The 18,609-nt window shown below is 28.1% G+C and carries 17 protein-coding genes; 15 read left to right on the top strand and 2 right to left on the bottom strand.

What is annotated here, in order from left to right:
* Positions 1-484: 484 nt before the first annotated feature.
* Both AC5LW9_RS09010 and crcB read right to left on the bottom strand, forming a co-directional pair.
* Positions 485-883: a cell division inhibitor SulA gene (locus AC5LW9_RS09010; protein ID WP_198228287.1), complete on the bottom strand. Its 399-nt coding sequence runs from the start codon at positions 881-883 to the stop codon at positions 485-487.
* A gap of 106 nt (positions 884-989) precedes the next feature.
* Positions 990-1,367: a fluoride efflux transporter CrcB gene (gene crcB, locus AC5LW9_RS09005; RefSeq protein WP_493454176.1), complete on the bottom strand. Its 378-nt coding sequence runs from the start codon at positions 1,365-1,367 to the stop codon at positions 990-992.
* A 460-nt stretch (positions 1,368-1,827) separates the two neighbouring features.
* Here crcB and AC5LW9_RS09000 point away from each other — a divergent pair, with 460 nt between their 5' ends.
* From AC5LW9_RS09000 to AC5LW9_RS08930, 15 genes are all read left to right on the top strand, one after another.
* Positions 1,828-2,658 (top strand): hypothetical protein, encoded by an 831-nt coding sequence (locus AC5LW9_RS09000; protein ID WP_493455707.1) that lies wholly within the window; start codon positions 1,828-1,830, stop codon positions 2,656-2,658.
* A gap of 30 nt (positions 2,659-2,688) precedes the next feature.
* Positions 2,689-2,952: a hypothetical protein gene (locus tag AC5LW9_RS08995; protein WP_493455706.1), complete on the top strand. Its 264-nt coding sequence runs from the start codon at positions 2,689-2,691 to the stop codon at positions 2,950-2,952.
* A gap of 107 nt (positions 2,953-3,059) precedes the next feature.
* Positions 3,060-3,668, top strand: coding sequence for a riboflavin synthase subunit alpha (locus AC5LW9_RS08990; protein WP_198228293.1), 609 nt, complete (start codon positions 3,060-3,062; stop codon positions 3,666-3,668).
* A gap of 708 nt (positions 3,669-4,376) precedes the next feature.
* A complete protein-coding gene (locus AC5LW9_RS08985; protein ID WP_493455705.1) occupies positions 4,377-7,715 on the top strand; it encodes a M23 family metallopeptidase in 3,339 nt (1,112 codons plus the stop codon).
* A 10-nt stretch (positions 7,716-7,725) separates the two neighbouring features.
* A complete protein-coding gene (locus tag AC5LW9_RS08980; protein WP_493455704.1) occupies positions 7,726-8,748 on the top strand; it encodes a hypothetical protein in 1,023 nt (340 codons plus the stop codon).
* Between the two features lie 84 nt (positions 8,749-8,832).
* Positions 8,833-9,837, top strand: coding sequence for a hypothetical protein (locus tag AC5LW9_RS08975; protein WP_493455703.1), 1,005 nt, complete (start codon positions 8,833-8,835; stop codon positions 9,835-9,837).
* Positions 9,838-10,049: 212 nt separating this feature from the next.
* On the top strand, positions 10,050-11,081 hold the full coding sequence (locus AC5LW9_RS08970) for a hypothetical protein (RefSeq protein WP_493455702.1): 1,032 nt from the start codon (positions 10,050-10,052) through the stop codon (positions 11,079-11,081).
* Positions 11,082-11,230: 149 nt separating this feature from the next.
* Positions 11,231-12,259, top strand: a complete 1,029-nt coding sequence (locus AC5LW9_RS08965; protein WP_493455701.1) for a hypothetical protein — start codon at positions 11,231-11,233, stop codon at positions 12,257-12,259.
* A 60-nt stretch (positions 12,260-12,319) separates the two neighbouring features.
* Positions 12,320-13,351 (top strand): hypothetical protein, encoded by a 1,032-nt coding sequence (locus AC5LW9_RS08960; protein ID WP_493455700.1) that lies wholly within the window; start codon positions 12,320-12,322, stop codon positions 13,349-13,351.
* Between the two features lie 429 nt (positions 13,352-13,780).
* Positions 13,781-14,188 (top strand): hypothetical protein, encoded by a 408-nt coding sequence (locus tag AC5LW9_RS08955; RefSeq protein ID WP_493455699.1) that lies wholly within the window; start codon positions 13,781-13,783, stop codon positions 14,186-14,188.
* Positions 14,172-14,885, top strand: coding sequence for a tetratricopeptide repeat protein (locus tag AC5LW9_RS08950; RefSeq protein ID WP_493455698.1), 714 nt, complete (start codon positions 14,172-14,174; stop codon positions 14,883-14,885). The genes AC5LW9_RS08955 and AC5LW9_RS08950 overlap by 17 nt, the downstream gene beginning before the upstream one ends.
* 202 nt (positions 14,886-15,087) lie before the next feature.
* The gene (locus tag AC5LW9_RS08945; protein ID WP_493455697.1) at positions 15,088-15,630 is read left to right on the top strand and encodes a hypothetical protein; all 543 of its coding nucleotides are present in this window, start codon (positions 15,088-15,090) and stop codon (positions 15,628-15,630) included.
* A gap of 774 nt (positions 15,631-16,404) precedes the next feature.
* Positions 16,405-17,148: a hypothetical protein gene (locus tag AC5LW9_RS08940; RefSeq protein WP_198236776.1), complete on the top strand. Its 744-nt coding sequence runs from the start codon at positions 16,405-16,407 to the stop codon at positions 17,146-17,148.
* Positions 17,149-17,255: 107 nt separating this feature from the next.
* A complete protein-coding gene (locus AC5LW9_RS08935) occupies positions 17,256-17,669 on the top strand; it encodes a hypothetical protein (RefSeq protein WP_198236777.1) in 414 nt (137 codons plus the stop codon).
* 57 nt (positions 17,670-17,726) lie between these two features.
* Positions 17,727-18,170 carry a tetratricopeptide repeat protein gene (locus tag AC5LW9_RS08930; protein WP_198229134.1) on the top strand — a complete coding sequence of 148 codons (444 nt, stop codon included), beginning with the start codon at positions 17,727-17,729 and terminating at the stop codon, positions 18,168-18,170.
* The last annotated feature ends 439 nt before the right edge of the window (positions 18,171-18,609 follow it).

Below are 18,609 nucleotides of genomic sequence, written 5' to 3'. Positions count from 1 at the left end.
TTATGATATTTTGGGATTATTAATATTCCTGATCTTTATTCCTGTTATGATGATAGCCAGCTTTATTGGTTCAAGTTAAGGACAAATTTTTACTAGACTAATTATTTAATGTATTAAATTAAGATGATGGCCTGACGCAAAATCCTTAACATAATGATTTATCAATTGTTAATTTGATTCTGTCGTCCTCATGATTCACAATTGAAATCTGATACTTTAATTAAACAGTTTAACTTTTTAAAAATTTTATGTATTTAAACTTAACATGCACCGTTTAACACTGAGGTTAAAACATAAAAATTTCATATAATTGTATATAATTTAAAGAGACAAAAATTTATATCACTATTCTTTTTATTATAAATAATTGGACTCAGTGATATAAAAAAAGACACTATCAGGCCTGGCAGTGTCTATTCATAAACTGAAATTAAAATTAATTGAATAATTAGATTTTATGTAAAACAATATTATCGATTAAAAATTAATGATATTGAACTGTCTGTTGATTCGGCTCATCATGAACTAATAATAAACATGTATCACTGTTTGATACTGCTTGCTTAATACGTAGTTTATCATGCTCATTAAGATCATTAATACAAGCGACGATATAGCTACAGGTTTTGCTTTTTAACGCTTTTTCAATAGTTGATACTAAATTTTCATTTTTAAGATTACTCAAATGCACAATTTTTTGTTTATCAAGTCCTGCAATATTTACCCATGAACGTTTTAACATTGGTCGAGCAGATAACCAGAGTTGCCATTTTTTAGCTTTATTAAGAGACTTCAGCAAAGAGCGTTGTTGTTGTAAAACCTGCTGAAAAGGAGATTCAAAATTAATCACCATAAGTTGTGATGAAGAGTGTTCAATAAGCATAATATCCCCAATACTGTATTAATATACAGTGAATATTAATACAGTATTTTGCGTTTGTAAACTCCTTAAATGATCATTTTTTGTATTATTTTTTCCTGTAATAGAATCAGGAACGCAATAATTGATAGGATAAAATTCCTAAAAAAGTCATTAAAACAGAGCCAATAACATGAATAGCAATAGTAGTTAATCCCCATAAAATACGACCTTCTTGTAAAAAGTTCACGATTTCTGCTGAAAAAGTTGAAAAAGTCGATAATCCACCACAAAATCCGGTGATCACTAATAAACGCCACTCAGTAGATAAGTTTGAATGATTAAAAAAAGCAATTGCAAAGCCAATAATATAACCAGCAACTAGATTTGATAGTAACGTTCCTAATGGAATCGCAAACGCGATAATATTTAATTTAAGTGACAAAAACCACCGCAATAACCCACCAGCAACTGAACCAACTGATATAGCTAAAATAAGTTTAAACATGTTAAATCCTTAATAATTGGGCGCATTCTTATTAAATTTATTTTTTATGGTTAATGGCAAGGATGATAACTATAACCGAGATAATAATAAAATGCATATCTTTCGTTGTAGCATCATTTTTAGGTTTAAAAAAGCGATAGCTTATATTTGATTTTATTGTTAACTTTCAAACGGATAAATAAATTAAAGATATTAGGAACACGTTAAATAAAAAATTATAGCATAACTTTTATGCAAAGATATTTTGTAAGTATGGGTATTTTGTTTATTTACTACTTTTTATTACATGATTTATTACGATTAATAAGGTAACTTATACAGTTGATGAAATAATTGACAAGTTTTGAACCACAATTAAAACATGACGTTAAAACTAAAATAAGATCACTTAATTAAAGTTAGTTTGATTATATAACTCAATAAATTGAATAAGAAAACAATAACAGGATGAATCATAATTATGTTACAAAAAGCTGATATATCTTTTGAGGCGCAATATCTGCAAACGGCGTTAGGACCAATGACTATTTTAAAATCACCTGCAGGTATTAGTATCAAGGAAGCCATCAATTATCAAAATAAACCAATCATTGCCTGCAATTGTTACTATTCTGAAAGTGATCGGCATAGTTATCAAGTTATTTATGTTGTGCTTGAACCTGATTTACAAAATCCTACATACTACCTAGAATCTGATGGTACCTTGCCAGAATTCTTCATCAATCCTGAGGGCAAGCTTTACACTGCTATCGAGGTTTATCATCCAGATAAAGATGGTTTAATTATTATGGTTCCTTGCTTTGACCGCGATAATATTACCTATCCTAAACCTAAAAAAATGACACTTGGTGATTATATTGGTATTTACCATGATTTTGCTATATTTAAGAATGTCGATATTTTTTCAGACAAACAATTAGATAAACTGATTGCGGTTGAATTTAAACATGGTGAGCTTAAAAAAAGTTATACCGCAAAGATTCCTTTCCCAAAATATAATCAATTTTTTATAAATAATGACAATAAACAAATTCATATTATTGCCAAAAGTGAAGAAAATTGTTGGCTACATCGTCAAATTGACGAAAAAGGTGCAGTATTACAATCAAGAAGAATTGATATAGCCTGTAATGATTATCCGACTTGTGTTTTAAATTTGAGTTTTTGCGAATCATCATATGTAGTAACTCATGGCGAGGGTGGAATTTTTTATCTAATCACTCTTACCCCACAAGGTGAGGCGACACGAGATAAGTTATTTGATGTAGGTTCTCCTCTATTTTGGGTCTGAGAACCAGTAAAAATTGCCACTGAAACATTTGTGATTCGTTTTAGTATAGAAACAGGAAACGGCTGGATAACCTTGCGAAACAATAAAGTGATCGAGGCATTTTTACAACAGCAAGCTGGCAAATTTAATAATTTACTTACTAATGAAATTATTATATTAGCTAAAGAAAACTTAATTATTTCGGATTTGATCTCCTGCCAAAATGATAGTTATACATTGGTGTTTTATGATTATCAAAAAGATAAAACTAAACGGAATACAACATTGTTTGTTTTAAACAGAACGCTTAATTAAATCTGTGTTTGTTGATGTCAGGATTAAGCGAATTTGCTTAATGATAGATAATTACCTGCTGATTAAGTACAATAGAGGCTAATATTCGTTTAATTCAAGGATAAAGTATGTATACAGGTATTGTGCAGGGGGTTGGTGAAATTATTGATATCATCGATCAAGATAAATTACGTACTTATAAGGTAAAATTACCAGCAAAATTAACACAACATATCGAAATCGGTGCATCCATTGCTAACGACGGATGTTGTTTAACCGTGACTGATTTTAAAGATGATTGGGTCACCTTTGACATAATGCAAGAAACGTTAGCGCTTACTACATTAGGTGATAAAAATATTAATGATCTGGTCAATATTGAACGCAGTGCTAAATACGGCGATGAAATTGGTGGTCATGTTATGTCTGGGCATATATCTTGTACGGCCACAATTGTTGATATTCAAAAAACTGCAACGAATTGCCAAATGACTTTAGAATTACCATATAAATTTATCAAGTATGTTCTCTATAAAGGTTTTATTGGTATTGACGGTGCTAGCTTAACAGTGGGTGATGTAATGGATAATCGTTTTAAAATTAATTTAATTCCTGAGACCCTTGCGATTACCACTTTAGATAGTAAAAAAGTAGGAGATAGAGTTAACATAGAAATTGATTCACAGACTCAGGCAATTGTTGATACTGTTGAAAGAGTTCTGGCGGAAAGAAAGTAATGTTTATTTTTTAGATTAAATAATTATTATTGTTAGTCTAAAAATTTTGCTTTGCTGACTTTCGAATATTTTAAACGTATTAATTGACTATTACTTATCTGATATTTAGGTTAAGGCTTTATTATTAAAGCCTTAACAGCTATCCAGGTATTACCTAATGTCTAACAGCCGGTTACTTCCTATTTTTCTATTGTTAATTTTTATATAAATCATTTTCTTCATTAAGAATAGTTGATTATTTCTGTCAAAAAGTTTCAGGTTATACATACGTTTCAGTAAAAAACTAATTTTTAAAGATAATGATTGAATATCAATTTATACAAAATTCCTAAAGTGTAAATCTTACTCAACCTTTTTTGCTACTACTCAGAAATCAATTTTTAACTGGTATTGCGTTAATTTATTACTGTCATTACTAAGTTATCTATCTAATTTAAATCAAAAAATTTTTTCAAAAAATGATTGCAAATTATACGAGATAAGGTATTTTTATAAACCATTTTAGATTACTTTTATCACAAATTAATTTAAAAGAGACATAATTTATTGACTATTTTAATTATATTTATGTTTAGTCAAAAAAAATAATACTAAAAATGGCATTTAAGGTATCAAAAAATAATAATCCTAGATTTAAAAATCTCTTTAGTGTCATATATTGTGTTTAAAAACAATTATTATAATATTTTGTAGGTTAAGGAATGAGCAATGTCATTATCAGCAGTAAAAGAATGGAAATTTCCAGTTATTATTAATAGTAAAAAGGATCTTACAGTCAATAATTATTACAGTGCCTTATTGAAAGCGTCAAAAGGATTTTATCCAATTAGTATTAATCAGCTTATACATGTGGGCATTCACTTTGATGAAACAGTACTTAAAGAATTAGGTGATGAAAACGAACGACAGGTTCATTGTATTGCCGATGGTGAAGTAGTTGCTTATCGAATTAATGATAACTATCAAAATATTAGCTACGGAGATACAGTTACTTTCTACTCAACAGGTTTTGTTTTGGTACGTCATCTACTCGAAATGGAGCGAGTTGAAGAAAAAACAGAATCAACAGAGCCTGATACCGAAAATAGTTCAACAAAAGAAAAACCTGCTGAAGATAATTCTCCCGCATCTTCTGCTTCTAAGACAAATGATACTGCAACTTCTACTAATTCAACGGCAGATAAAGCTGATACTGAATCAGAAAACAAACCAGCCGAAGCTGAAAAAGAAAAACTGCCGCCGCATCAACTCTATTTTTATAGCCTATATATGCATCTGGCCGATACTGCTTTTTATGATAAAAATTCTAAAATGCCAACACCTTCATTTTGGGAACAAGATATTTATCGTGTTCTACCTGATCATAAAGAATTAGATAACGTCGAAGGTTTATGTATTCGCGATAAGGCAGATAATTCAAAAAATGACAGTATATTAGCGGTTTTACAAGTCGGCACTAAAGTGAATTTAAATCTCAATTTACATGACGAAAATCATAACTGGTATGCTGTTACAAGCTTAGCGGAAGGTTATTCCTCTATTCCCGAATTAAAATCAATCAAACACACTCAAGGTGAAAGTCAAACAGACATTTTAGGTTGGATTTTTATTGGTAAAGAGATGACCTCGCAAGAATTTGAGATTTTAGAATTAAATGAGCACAAAAAACTTCTTTCAGGTAAATCTACAGAGCTTAGCATACTAACAAAAGAGTTTAAGACTAATTGGGCTAAATCTAAAGGGTTAAGAGTTCGAAATGATAAAAAAATCTTATCAATGCTACCTGGAGGAACCCAAGTTAAAATATCGGGAAATAAAAATGCAAAACGTTATGTTGAGTTAACTGAAGTGATTCGGGATGGTAAACCCACCATTCCTTTACCAAATGAAAAGAAAAAAATTTGGTTTGATTGCCTTGAAAGAATTTCCCGAGGAAAAAAATACAATGAAGTGGTTGTATTAGATACACCATTTCCAATAAAAGCAGGTGATTTGATTGGGCATATTGGGCATGACCATACCCCTAAGATATCACTTTCCCAGAACAGTACTGAAATTAAATGCGAAACCAACTTGCATGTTGAATGTTTTACTTGTGATGACCTGCCTAATTTTATTGCACTAACTCAAGCAGAAGCCAGTAAACTTCCTGAGGAAGAGAAGACCTTATTAGGTATTTCTAAACAAGCAAAACTACTTAAATCACCGAAAGATGCAGACACAGACGTGGGGCAACATACTGAGATTAAAGTAATCAGTAAAGATATCAATGTCAAATGGTTACAAATCGAAATCACTGAATCCAAAACTAAGAAAAAAACGGCATGGATAGAAAATAGTGAAGAGATATCAAAAAACATAAACTCAAAGGGTAATATCTCTTTAGCGACTGATAAAAAAGCCTGGAGTGAATATCCATTACAGGCAAGCGAATTAGCGAATAACAGTTCGATTATTGATACTCCATTATTACTTGATATTAATAATGGAGTCTTTAAAAAGTTGAGTCATCGGGCTGTTGATAAAGATGGAACATTATGGATTTTTATAGAGCATGCTCTTGATAAAAATAATGCTCCTATCCGTGGTTGGTTAGCCATAAATAGTGATGGCGTAAAAAAAGTGAGTTGTTGGGATTGGTTTGATTTTAAGCTGATAGAAGAAAAGGCGACCACAAAAGAATTTTATTTAGATGTGAAAAAGTCTTCATCTAGAGATAATGCATCTCTTGAAGCCTATAAACCGACGTTAAAAGAGACATTAACAATTTTAGATAGGCAATATCATTTAGACCAAAAAAAATATGCCAAGATAGATGCAAAAAGTTTCAACGGAATCACGGATAAACCACAATTATCATCGGCACTTTCACGTTTACTGATTAAGAGCGAAAGTGAATGGTATAGTGAAATGGATGCACAAGGCAAAATACCAAAGTGGGACGCCTTAGATAGTGAATTTAACGAGAAAGCAAAAAAAGTCTTGAGCTATTTAGAAGAGGGTGATTCCGCAAAATGTGATGCTTATATAAGTACATTAGCAGAAAATGAACGAGAATCGGTAAAAAGAGGATTACTATTAAAACGTCAAGAATTGGAAAAAAAGGGAATCAATAATAATAAAACAATTGGAGACTCATTTTATACAGAATTAAAACTACAAGTAGCACGTTGGGATAATGAAAAAGAAAAGATAAAAAAAATGTTATGGTGGGATGATGTTGCAAAAGGTTTAGCGAAACAAAACCAACAGAACAAATCAGAACAATCCAAAACGAACAATGAAAGTAATTCTTCAGATATCACGCTACCAGCTACTTTAAATCTTGATGGTCAGGCAAGTTTTATACACCCGATGATGTTAATTAACTATTTTAAAATTAAAACCAGCCCTTGGCATGAACCTTTAAAAAATCCGCAACGGACTCGTTATAATTCGGGAAGAGTCGATAAATCATCTAATGGCGCATTTGGGCTTGTTAGAAATGGAGGTGAAAAAGCTCATGCTGGGTTAGATATATTTGCCCGTATTGGAACCCCTTGTTATGCTTGTTTGGATGGTGAAATTATTCAAGATATGGCCGAAGGTACTTATGGCAATGTCATTGTGTTAAAAGTAAAAGGTGATGATTTACGTGCATCAAGAAATAATTATACATTAGAGTTTTCAGGTAAAGAAAAAAATGAAATAATTCAAGCAGTTGATTTTGATATAAATAGTGATTATTTTTATATTAGATATTGTCATTTACATGAAACTAAAAAAGTATCAGGAATAAAAGTTGGTTGCAAGGTTAAAGCAGGTGATCATATTGGATATACATCTGACACAGGTAATGCAAAAAACCTTCCAAATACACATTTGCATTTAGAAATTGCTATGAAGCCTCGTAATAATCGATCTTTAGAGAAAAATGAGAAAGATACACGAAAAAGAAGTTTAGGTTATAAAATAAACCCTGCTTTCTTTGTCAACCTAAATCCAATAGATAAAGCAGATCAAGATGACGCTGTAATAAAAGGTAATAAACATTATAAACAAAACTAAAGGCAAAGATATGAATATTGTAAAATTTTTATTAATAATTGTTTTTCTTATTCCGCAAGTAACAGAAGCGGTCTATCGTGTCTACAGCGGAACTATGGGAGATAATAAAGTTGAATTTTATTTGTTGGCCACACCTGATAGTGACTTTGATATTATTTATATTAAAGACAACACATATGAAGTTGGATATATAGGAGGACCTCAAAAAAAAGAAAGCGATTATTATTTTAAAAACTATACAACGATGGATACAGTTAGTGGTAAGGATACTTTAATTATTAAAAATTTTGATTTTAGCTTAAACAAGATACAATCAGAGAGTAATTATTTATTAGGATATTCAGAGACATTTGGTGATTTTAAATTAAAAAAAGAATTTGAATATAATGTTTTTACTGAAAACGGTTATGAGCTAAATCGAGTGGAATCCAAACAGTTATTTGATAATACTGAGTTTGAAAATATCGAATTTTTACAAAGAAGCTCAACTAAAGATTTTTATTTTAAAGTCGTATTATCCAAAAAGAAAAAAGAAGATATTAAAATTACTGGCATCAATGTTTACAGTAAAAAAAATGGCGAGCTATTACAAACTATTAAAAGTTCAAAAGGGTATATTTTTCATACATTTCAATCTATACGAATCGGTGATTTTGATTTTGATGGTAATGAAAATGATTTTTCTCTTAATAACAGTGATGCCAGTGCTGCGAATGTCCAACAAATATATTACATCTATGATGAGTCACAAAATAAATATATTGAAGCGAATTTAGAAGGATATTATATTCAGTTTGATTCAGAAAATAAAATAGCAACCAGTACAAAAACATGTGGTGATGTAATTACTTATTCATCTAATGTTTTATTAAAAAAATTATATTATTTTAATAATAAAGAAAAAAAATATACTTATATAGACAAGTATTGTGAAGCAATTCCAGATGGTGATAATTATTATTTAAGACAATGTACCAAAAAAGAAAGACTGGATTGTGAAAAAGCTGTAGTAGAGGTTGGAGATGAGCCTTAAACAAAATATTTAACTTGTTTAAGGTAGATAACTTATTAAAAAATTAAGACAAATATCATAATGAATACAATGAAATATATACTGATGATAGTTTTTCTTATTCCGCAAGTAACAGAAGCAGTCTATCGTGTCTACAGCGGAAATATGGGGGATGATAAAGTTGAATTTTATTTGTTGGCCACACCTGATAGTGACTTTCATGTTATTTTTATTGAAGATAAAACAAAGAAAATTGAGTATATGGGTGGGCCAAAAAAAATAAAAAACGACTATTATTTTGAAAATTATACAACGATTGATACAGTTAATAATAATGATACCTTAATTATTAAAAACTTCGATTTTGGCTTAAATCAGGTGAATTCAGAAAGCAATGAATTGTTTGGCTATTCACAGAAATTTGGTGATTTTAAATTAAAAAAAGAATTTGAATATAATGTTTTTGCTGAAAACGGTTATGAGCTAACTCGAGTAGAATCTAAACAGTTATTTGATAATACTGAGTTTGAAAATATCGAATTTTTACAAAGAAGCTCAACCAAAGATTTTTATTTTAAAGTTATATTATCCAAAAAGAAAAAAGAAGATATTAAAATTACTGGCATCAATGTTTACAGTAAAAAAAATGGGGAGCTATTACAAACCATAAAGAATTCAAAAGGGTATGTTTTTTATACATTTCATGCTATACAAATTGGTGATTTTGATTTTGATGGTAATGAAAATGATTTTTTTCTTCAGGGTGCCGAGTCCCACGCCGCTAATGTCCCGCAAATATATTACGTCTATGATGAGTCACAAAATAAATATATTGAAGCAAATTTAGAAGGATATTCGATTCAGTTTGATTCAGAAAATAAAATAGCAACCAGTACAAAAACATGTGGTGATGTTTTTGTTGACCCAATGTTTTTTACCAAATTAAATAAACAATATCTTTTTAATAAAAACAAAAAAAAATATGATTACCAAGATCAATACTGCATTTCTTATGAAAATTCTGAGGAAAAATCTATTCATAAAAAATGTACTAAAAAAGAAAGACTGGATTGCGAAAAAGCTGTGGTAGAGGTTGGAGAGGAGCCTTAAACAAAATATTTAACTTGTTTAAGATAATTAAGTTATTAAGAACTCCATTAAAATTATGATTGTTCAGATCATTAGCTAAGTAAATACTTAAGAGATAAAAGAAAGATATGAACGAACTACATAGCAGTGGAGTAATGAAAAATATTCCAAACTTGAATCAGTTAATAAACTTTGTTCCGTCGATAAAAATAATCTTATATGGAATTGTTTAAATGATAAATTTAAAAAAAGTCTTATTTATTATGGTGTTTTTTTCTAATTTTGCATTAGCTAATTACACTATTTATGAGGGTACAATTGGAAAAAATAAAGTGGAGCTTTATTTTGATGCTTTTTATGACAATGATATAAATATTATTTATCTTAATAATGATTCTTTTGAGCCAAAGCAACTTGATAATATTCATAATGCTCAAATTGAAGATGGATTAGTTTTCAACGTTCCTAAAACTAATTTTGGTGAAGATATTATAGATACAATAGTAATAAAAAACATTGATTTTAATAAGGATCGCTCAATAATCTTGAATCAAAATTTAGAAGGTTATTCTAAAAAATATGGTGATTTTAAATTAGTTAGAAAATTTGATTATGAATTTACATATAATGATGATAACAATTTAAAATTAAAGAATAATATTGAATTTGAAAATGAAGAAATTATACAAAGAGAATCAACCAAAGATTATTATTTTAAAACGCTTGTTTCAAAGAAGAAAGGAGAGTTTCTAAAAGTTGTTGGAATAAATGTTTATCGTAAAAAAGACGGTAGCTTACTTCAAACAATCAATGATTTGAAAGATTTTGGTTTTCTTTCGTTTATTAGTATAAATACAAATCGCGATGCCAATTTTGATGGAAGAGATAACGATTTCTATATTTCTAAATCGAAAGAGAGTATCAACGATAGTAATGTAATTGATGCGTATTTTTCCTATGATGAAAAACAAAATAAATTTGTTTATCTAAATTTGACTGGACGATTTATTACCTTTGATTCAGATAAAGAAACCGCAAAAAAAGAGAAAATATGTCCTATAAAAACGGCAATGACAAGGGCTACTATTACAGATTTGTATGAATATTCAGATGATAAAAAATACACTCTTACTAATTCAAAATGTGAATTAATTAAATACTCGGAAAACGGAGAAAAAATTCTACTTTCACGCGCCTGCAATAAAAAAGAGAAACTTTTTTGCCAAAAAGCTAGCGAATTACTGATAGATGAATATGCGGATTAAACACCATATTATAGAAATGCCTATTTTAAAATAGGCATATTAAAAATCAATCAAATTGTTTAAAGGTGTTAATTATAAAAGATGAATAATAACAATTGGTTATCTTTTGTGCTGTTTAAGTAATTTAATAAGTTAAGATGAATTAAATAATGAAAACAATAAAATATATAATGATGATGGTTTTTCTTATTCCGCAAGTAACAGAGGCCATCTATCGTGTCTACAGCGGAAATATGGGAGATAATAAAGTTGAATTTTATTTGTTTGCCACATCTGATAGTAACTTTCATATTATTTATATTGATGATAAAACAAAGAAAATTGAGTATATGGGGGCTCCCAAAAAAATACAAAACGACTACCATTTTAACAATTATACAACGATTGATACAGTTAATAATAATGATACCTTAATTATTAAAAACTTTGATTTTAGCTTTAACAAGGTGAACTCAGATAGCAATGAGTTGTTTGGCTATTCACAGATATTTGGTGATTTCAAATTAGAAAAAAAATTCGAATATAATGTAGAATTGGAAAATGGTGATGATAGAAATTGGAGAAATTCTAAACAGTTATTTGATAATACTGAGTTTGAAAATATCGAATTTTTACAAAGAAGCTCAACCAAAGATTTTTATTTTAAAGTTATATTATCCAAAAAGAAAAAAGAAGATATTAAAATTACTGGCATCAATGTTTACAGTAAAAAAAGTGGGGAGCTATTACAAACCATAAAGAATTCAAAAAGGTATATTTTTTATACATTTCATGCTATACAAATTGGTGATTTTGATTTTGATTTTGATGGTAATGAAAATGATTTTTTTCTTCAGGGTGCTGAGTCCCACGCCGCCAATGTCCCGCAAATATATTACGTCTATGATGAGTCACAAAATAAATATATTGAAGCGAATTTAGAAGGATATTCGATTCAGTTTGATTCAGAAAATAAAATAGCAACCAGTACAAAAACATGTGGCGATGTAGTTATTTATTCATCTAATGTTTTATTAAAAAAATTATATTATTTTAATAATAAAGAAAAAAAATCTACTTATATAGATAAGTATTGTGAAGCTATTCCTGATGGTGATAATTATTATTTAAGACAATGTACCAAAAAAGAAAGACTGGATTGTGAAAAAGCTGTAGTAGAGGTTGGAGATGAGCCTTAAACAAAATATTTAACTTGTTTAAGGTAGATAACTTATTAAAAAACTAAGACAAATATCATAATGAATACAATAAAATATATACTGATGATAGTTTTTCTTATTCCGCAGGTAGCTGAAGCAATCGATCGGGTCTACGCTGGAAATATGGGGGATAGAAAAGTTGAGTTTTATATTAGTGCTATATCCGAAAATGACTTTGATATAATTTATCTTGATTATAAAACAAAAACAATTAGTTATTTAGGTTTAGCTAGAAAAGGAGATGATGGTTATCATTTTAGATACAACATAAATGATAATTTGGAAACAAAAGATGAAATATTTATTAAATATTTTGATTTTGGTGAAAACAAAATAAACTCTAAAAATAATTATTTAGTCGGTTCATCGCAAACATTTGGTGATTTTAAGTTGGAAAAGAAATTTGAATATAATTTATCTTGGCCATTAATTGATAATTCGGATAAAAAAAAGCTTAATGAGGCAAAACAGCTTATTAAAAATACTGAATTCAAAAATGTCGAATTTTTACAAAGAAGTTCAACTAAAGATTTTTATTTCAAAGTATTATCATCTAAAGAAAAAGAAGATTATATTAAAATTATTGGTATCAATATTTACAGTAAAAAGAATGGCGAATTATTGCAAAGTATAAAAAGTTTAAAGGGGTATCCTTTTCAATCTTTTAATGCCCTACAAATCGGTGATTTTGATTTTGATGGTAATGAAAATGATTTTTTTCTTCAAAATGCTGAATCTCATGCCGACAATGTCCAACAAATATATTACATCTATGATGAGTCACAAAATAAATATATTGAAGCGAATTTAGAAGGATATTCGATTCAGTTTGATCCAGAAAAGAAAACAGCAACCAGTACAAAAACATGTGGTGATGTTTATGTTGATCCAATGTTTATCAAATTAAATAAACAATATCTTTTTAATAAAAACAAAAAAAAATATGATTACCAAGATCAATACTGCATTTCTTATGAAAATTCTGAGGAAAAATCTATTCATAAAAAATGTACTAAAAAAGAAAGACTGGATTGCGAAAAAGCTGTGGTAGAGGTTGGAGAGGAGCCTTAAACAAAATATTTAACTTGTTTAAGATAATTAAGTTATTAAGAACTCCATTAAAATTATGATTGTTCAGATCATTAGCTAAGTAAATACTTAAGAGATAAAAGAAAGATATGAACGAACTGCATAGCATTGGAGTAATGAAAATATTCCAAACTTGAATCAGTTAATAAACTTTGTTCCGTCGATAAAAATAATTTTATATGGAATTGTTTGAATGGTAGAAATTGAAAATTATTTGTATAAAGTATTTTAAATTAATATTAACTACCTTTTTGATGATTTTTTTCGGAAATTCATATGCTAAAAAAATGGACATGAACGGGTATCAAATAAAATTAGCTATTTAAAACTAGTAATTTAACACTACCAGATGATAGTTATATCCCAAAATATTAAAATATTTTATAAGTAAGATTATAAGGATATTACATAATGAAAAGAATAATTTTTTTATCACTCATTCCACTATTCTTGTTTAACAATGTTTTTGCCAATAATCAAAAAGAACACATTGATATTAATGCAGTATGGTCAGCCGCTAATTACGGTGGTCCTTTTTGTTACTCTTTACGCATTATTTATTATCCAAATGGGCAAATAAAACAACAAGGTTGCCAAGGTCATTATAATGCGACAGGTATTTCTGTAGGTAATTGGTATGAATATGATTTATTAGGTATGCCTGTTCGCTCGAATTATTATCATCCTGATGAGTTTGGCAAAGATTATAAGATTATTACTACTCATGATAAGAATGGTAAGGTATTAACTAAAAAAATATATAATTATGATGATTTATATGAAACAGAGGAAGAAGAACTTAATGAAATACCTCAATAAAAAATTTATTACAGCAGTCGGATTAACTTGCATTTTGTTGGTAATAAATCTTGCAAAGGCTGATATCGATAACGAAAATAATTTAATCATTAAAGCAGAAAATGGAGATAAGGTTGCTCAGTATCATTTAGCAAATTTGTTGTTATCGAAAAACGTTGATGGAAAATATAATGATAAAATTTTTTATTGGTATCAGCAATCAGCAGAACAAGGATATGCTGAAGCTGAATTTGCTTTATCGGTTATTTATTCAGAGCGCGGTGATTCTAAACAATCGCTTATTTGGTTAGAAAAAGCCGCAAAACAAAATCATACAAAATCTCAATATGAATTAGGCATAGATTATCTATTTGGATTTGGTGTTAAAGTAGACAATTCAAAAGCATTATATTTTTTAGAAAAATCGGCTCAACAAGATTATATACCTGCACAAGTTGAATTAGGTAATTTATATTTAACAACTGGTGGATTGGGTTCAGATTTAGATAACTACAAAAAAGGGGTTTATTGGTATGAAAAAGCAGCGCAAAAAAATAATGCGTTTGCTCAACTTAACTTAGGTATTATTCAAATGGCTCAATCAAATTACCAGCAAGCATTATTGTGGCTTAATCAAGCTTGCAAAAATGATTTAACCGATGCTTGTCAACTGGCTTCTAAGATTAAGACAAAAAAAATACGCTCTAAAAATAGATAATTGTCTATTTGATTTTCGGATAAAGGTGAATATTTCTAGAGATTTATCCAACTTGAGAAAAAAATACTTATAAATAATCATTAGCAATTTAATCATGAACGTTGTTGGTGACAAGGTTAAATCTAACATATTCTATACAAAGGATAATTATCTATATTCCCTTGTTTTAGATGGTAATCCTCATAAAAAATAAGGCAATTCTATGAAATTTCTAGTTTTAATTTTATTGATTTTTCCTAAATTACTATTGGCTCAAGAGGTATTTATTGACTCTTCAAATAAAGAATATTTATATTTAGGAAGTACACAAAATAATGAACAGAGTTTTATGGATTTAAACACAGGAACGATAGATTGGATAAATAAAGCCAAAGCAGAACAAATGCAACAGATAGATATGCTATCACCAACAAAATTTTGGAATAAAGTTACAAATAATTCAATCGGGTTTTATGCAAGTGGCAATGAACCATTTTGGAATGCAAAAATAACTAAAAATAGATTACAGTTTCTTCATTTGAAAGAAGACAATATAGCAATAAAAATCGATATAAAAAACTCTGCTATAACAAATAATTTTGTCGCTTTTTTTCATTCAAAAAATGGTGTTATTGGATTAATTCGAGGTCTTAATAAGGAATCTAAATGTGAAATCAAAATTGATGAACCTGATTCAATATATGAAATTTTTATTAACTATAAAGGTGAAATTTTTGAAGGCTGTGCTTATTTAGATAAATTATGAGAAATATTTTAAATATTATCCTAATGGTAATAGATAACATATTGAGATAAAAAATTTTTTGTAATAACGATCATATCGTTAATCATAAAAAACAATAAATAAAGACAAGTAAGAATTTGTTCAGCAAGGATTTATTAGGAAAGCATATGTTTCGTTATTTTTATTTATTAATTTTTCTATTTTTATCATTTATTTCGTTTTTAACAAAAGCAGATCATACTAAAACTTGGATTGTATCGAAAGTATACATTAGCGATACAATCCATACAAAAAAGTAACTTCAGATGATCCAATGTATCTTTATAGAATATTTGAATTAGATGAGAATAGTATAAAAACTAATGTTTTTTCAGACAGTAATATTGAAAATTGCTTAAATTACAAGGTTAATAAATTTAAGATTAATTTTGATGACTTACTCAATAGTAGAGGTTGGAGATGAGCCTTAAATAAAATATTTAACTTGTTTAAGGTAATTAACTTATTAAGAACTTAATTAAAATTGTGATTGATCACATTATTAACTAAGTAAATATCTAAAAAATAAAAGAAAGGTATGGATGAACTGCATAGCAGTGGAGTAATGAAAAAAATTCTAAACTGAAATCAGTTAATAAACTTTGTTCTGTTGATAAAAATAATCTTATATGGAATTGTTTGAATGGTAGAAATTAAAAATAATTCGTATAAAGTATTTTTTTAAAATAAATAAGCTGGGCAACTATTTAACTAAAAAAGGATTAGTAAATACCTTAATCAAGGCAAAATACAATAATGAAATTTAAATTAATATTAACTATTTTTTTGATGATTTTTTTTGGAAATTCATATGCTGAAAAAGTCACATTTAATATCGATCATAATGTGGTTAACCGCGCAAAATTTGATACTGAAAACGAAAGAGATAGTATTGAACTTTATCAAAATAATAAATTAATCACAAAAATTCCAAGTTTTGATGAGGATGGTGGAAATCGTGTCAAGAATATATTAACCCGCTATGATGAGAATAATATCCTTAGGGTAATTACTCGTTTCCCTGATCGAGGTCATTTTAAAATATATTATGATATAGGATTTAATAAAAATAGAAATTTATTTACGCTAAATAAAGTAAGTTTCGAATCACAAGTGTGGTCATCGGATACAGATGTTACCACTATTTATTGTTACAATCTAATCAATCAAGAGCTAAATGAGTTAATGAATAATGATGATTGGTTTCATAAAATACGGCCTACCTATTATGGATGGGAAGATGGTACAGTAAAAGGGAATTGTATTGTAAGCAAAAAAGTAGTTGGTTACGAAAATTCTTACAATATCACTATGAAATCCCATCTATTTGACAAACCCGATATAAATAATATGACAAATATGTATTTGATTAAGGGAGATATCGTTGATTTAGTACGATCACAAAATAATTTTTATGAGATTAATTATACAACAAAAAAAAATAAGATGATTAAAAAATGGCTTCACTGTTCTGCTATTGATGCTTGTATCAAAGATTAATAAAACAACATACACGGCACGAAAAAACATTTGAAACTAAAATTGACCTTGTTGCCAATCCTGAGTTGATTAAATAGAGTTGATGATTGTTTAAAGGTAAAGATTGAATGAAAATTAATTGTATATTCAAAATATTTGTTATTTTATTGTTTCTGTTTAACTTTAATTATTTACATGCATTACCTAAAGAAGGAAGTTGGACTGAAGAAATCTATACAGACAGTAATGAAATACCCTATAGTATTTTCTCAATAGAGTTAAAATTTGAGGATAATGACAAAGTTAATGGAGAATTATGTTCAATTATCCAATATGGTAATAAAATTGATTGTCCTATTCTTTTTTCTTCTACCTTAATTGACAATAAAATTAAGGTTCATTTTGATAGTACTTTTGGCGGTATAAATGGTTTAGCGGTTATAACAATTCAAGGTAATAATTTAAGCTGGGATTTAATTAATGCTCCTGAAGGTGAACATTATCTTGTTAAAAAAGCATTATTACTTCCAGAAAAAAACTAATATTAGAAAAGTTTTAGAGTAAATCGTTGGTAAGATATTCACCATCATTTAGCAAATTTGCTGTTATCGAAAAACGTTGATGAAAAAAATAATAATAAAATTTTTTATTGGTATCAGCAATCAGCAGAACAAGGATATGCAGAAGCTGAATTTGCTTTATCTGTTATTTATTCAGAGCGCGGTGACTCTGAAAAATCGTTTATTTGGTTAGAAAAAGCCGCAAAACAAAATTATGCAAAAGCTCAATATGAATTAGGCATAAATTATCGATTTGGATTTGATGTTAAATCAGACAGTTCAAAAGCATTATATTTTTTAGAAAAATCGGCTCAACAAGATTATATACCTGCGCAAGTTGAATTAGGTAATTTATATTTAACAACTAGTGGATTGGGTTCAGATTTAGATAACTACAAAAAAGAGCTTTATTGGTATAAAAAATCTGCACAAAAGAATAATGCGTTTGCTCAACTTAACTTAGGTATTATTCAAATGACTTAATCAATTTTAATCAAACATCATTTCAATCTTAATTTAATTCTTAGTTTTGGAATTTTAGTAAATCATGATAACAATCAGAATGATGATATTTTTAGGAAAAAATATTATAATTCTACTAATAATAGATTAAATATTAGTAATAGTATTTAAATTCATTTCAATGAAGTTTATACTGAATTATAAGAATAATTATGGTGACACTTTTACTATTTTTAACATATTTCACTAAGATGCAAATTTAAGAAAAATAATACGACTATATTATTGAAAAGCAAAACAATTTATCTTTATTTTATCCTATTTATTAATGCGATACGAGTTTCAAAATAATGCTTATTTGTCTTTCAATCGCGATGATGTCTTTTAAATCTATCATAATAAAAAAATTATATAACAAACTTCATTATATTGGTTATATGGTTAGTTAAAAATCACGTAT

It is taken from the genome of Gilliamella sp. LMG 34360 (assembly GCF_984568995.1).
This window is presented reverse-complemented; position numbering and strand designations above follow the sequence as displayed.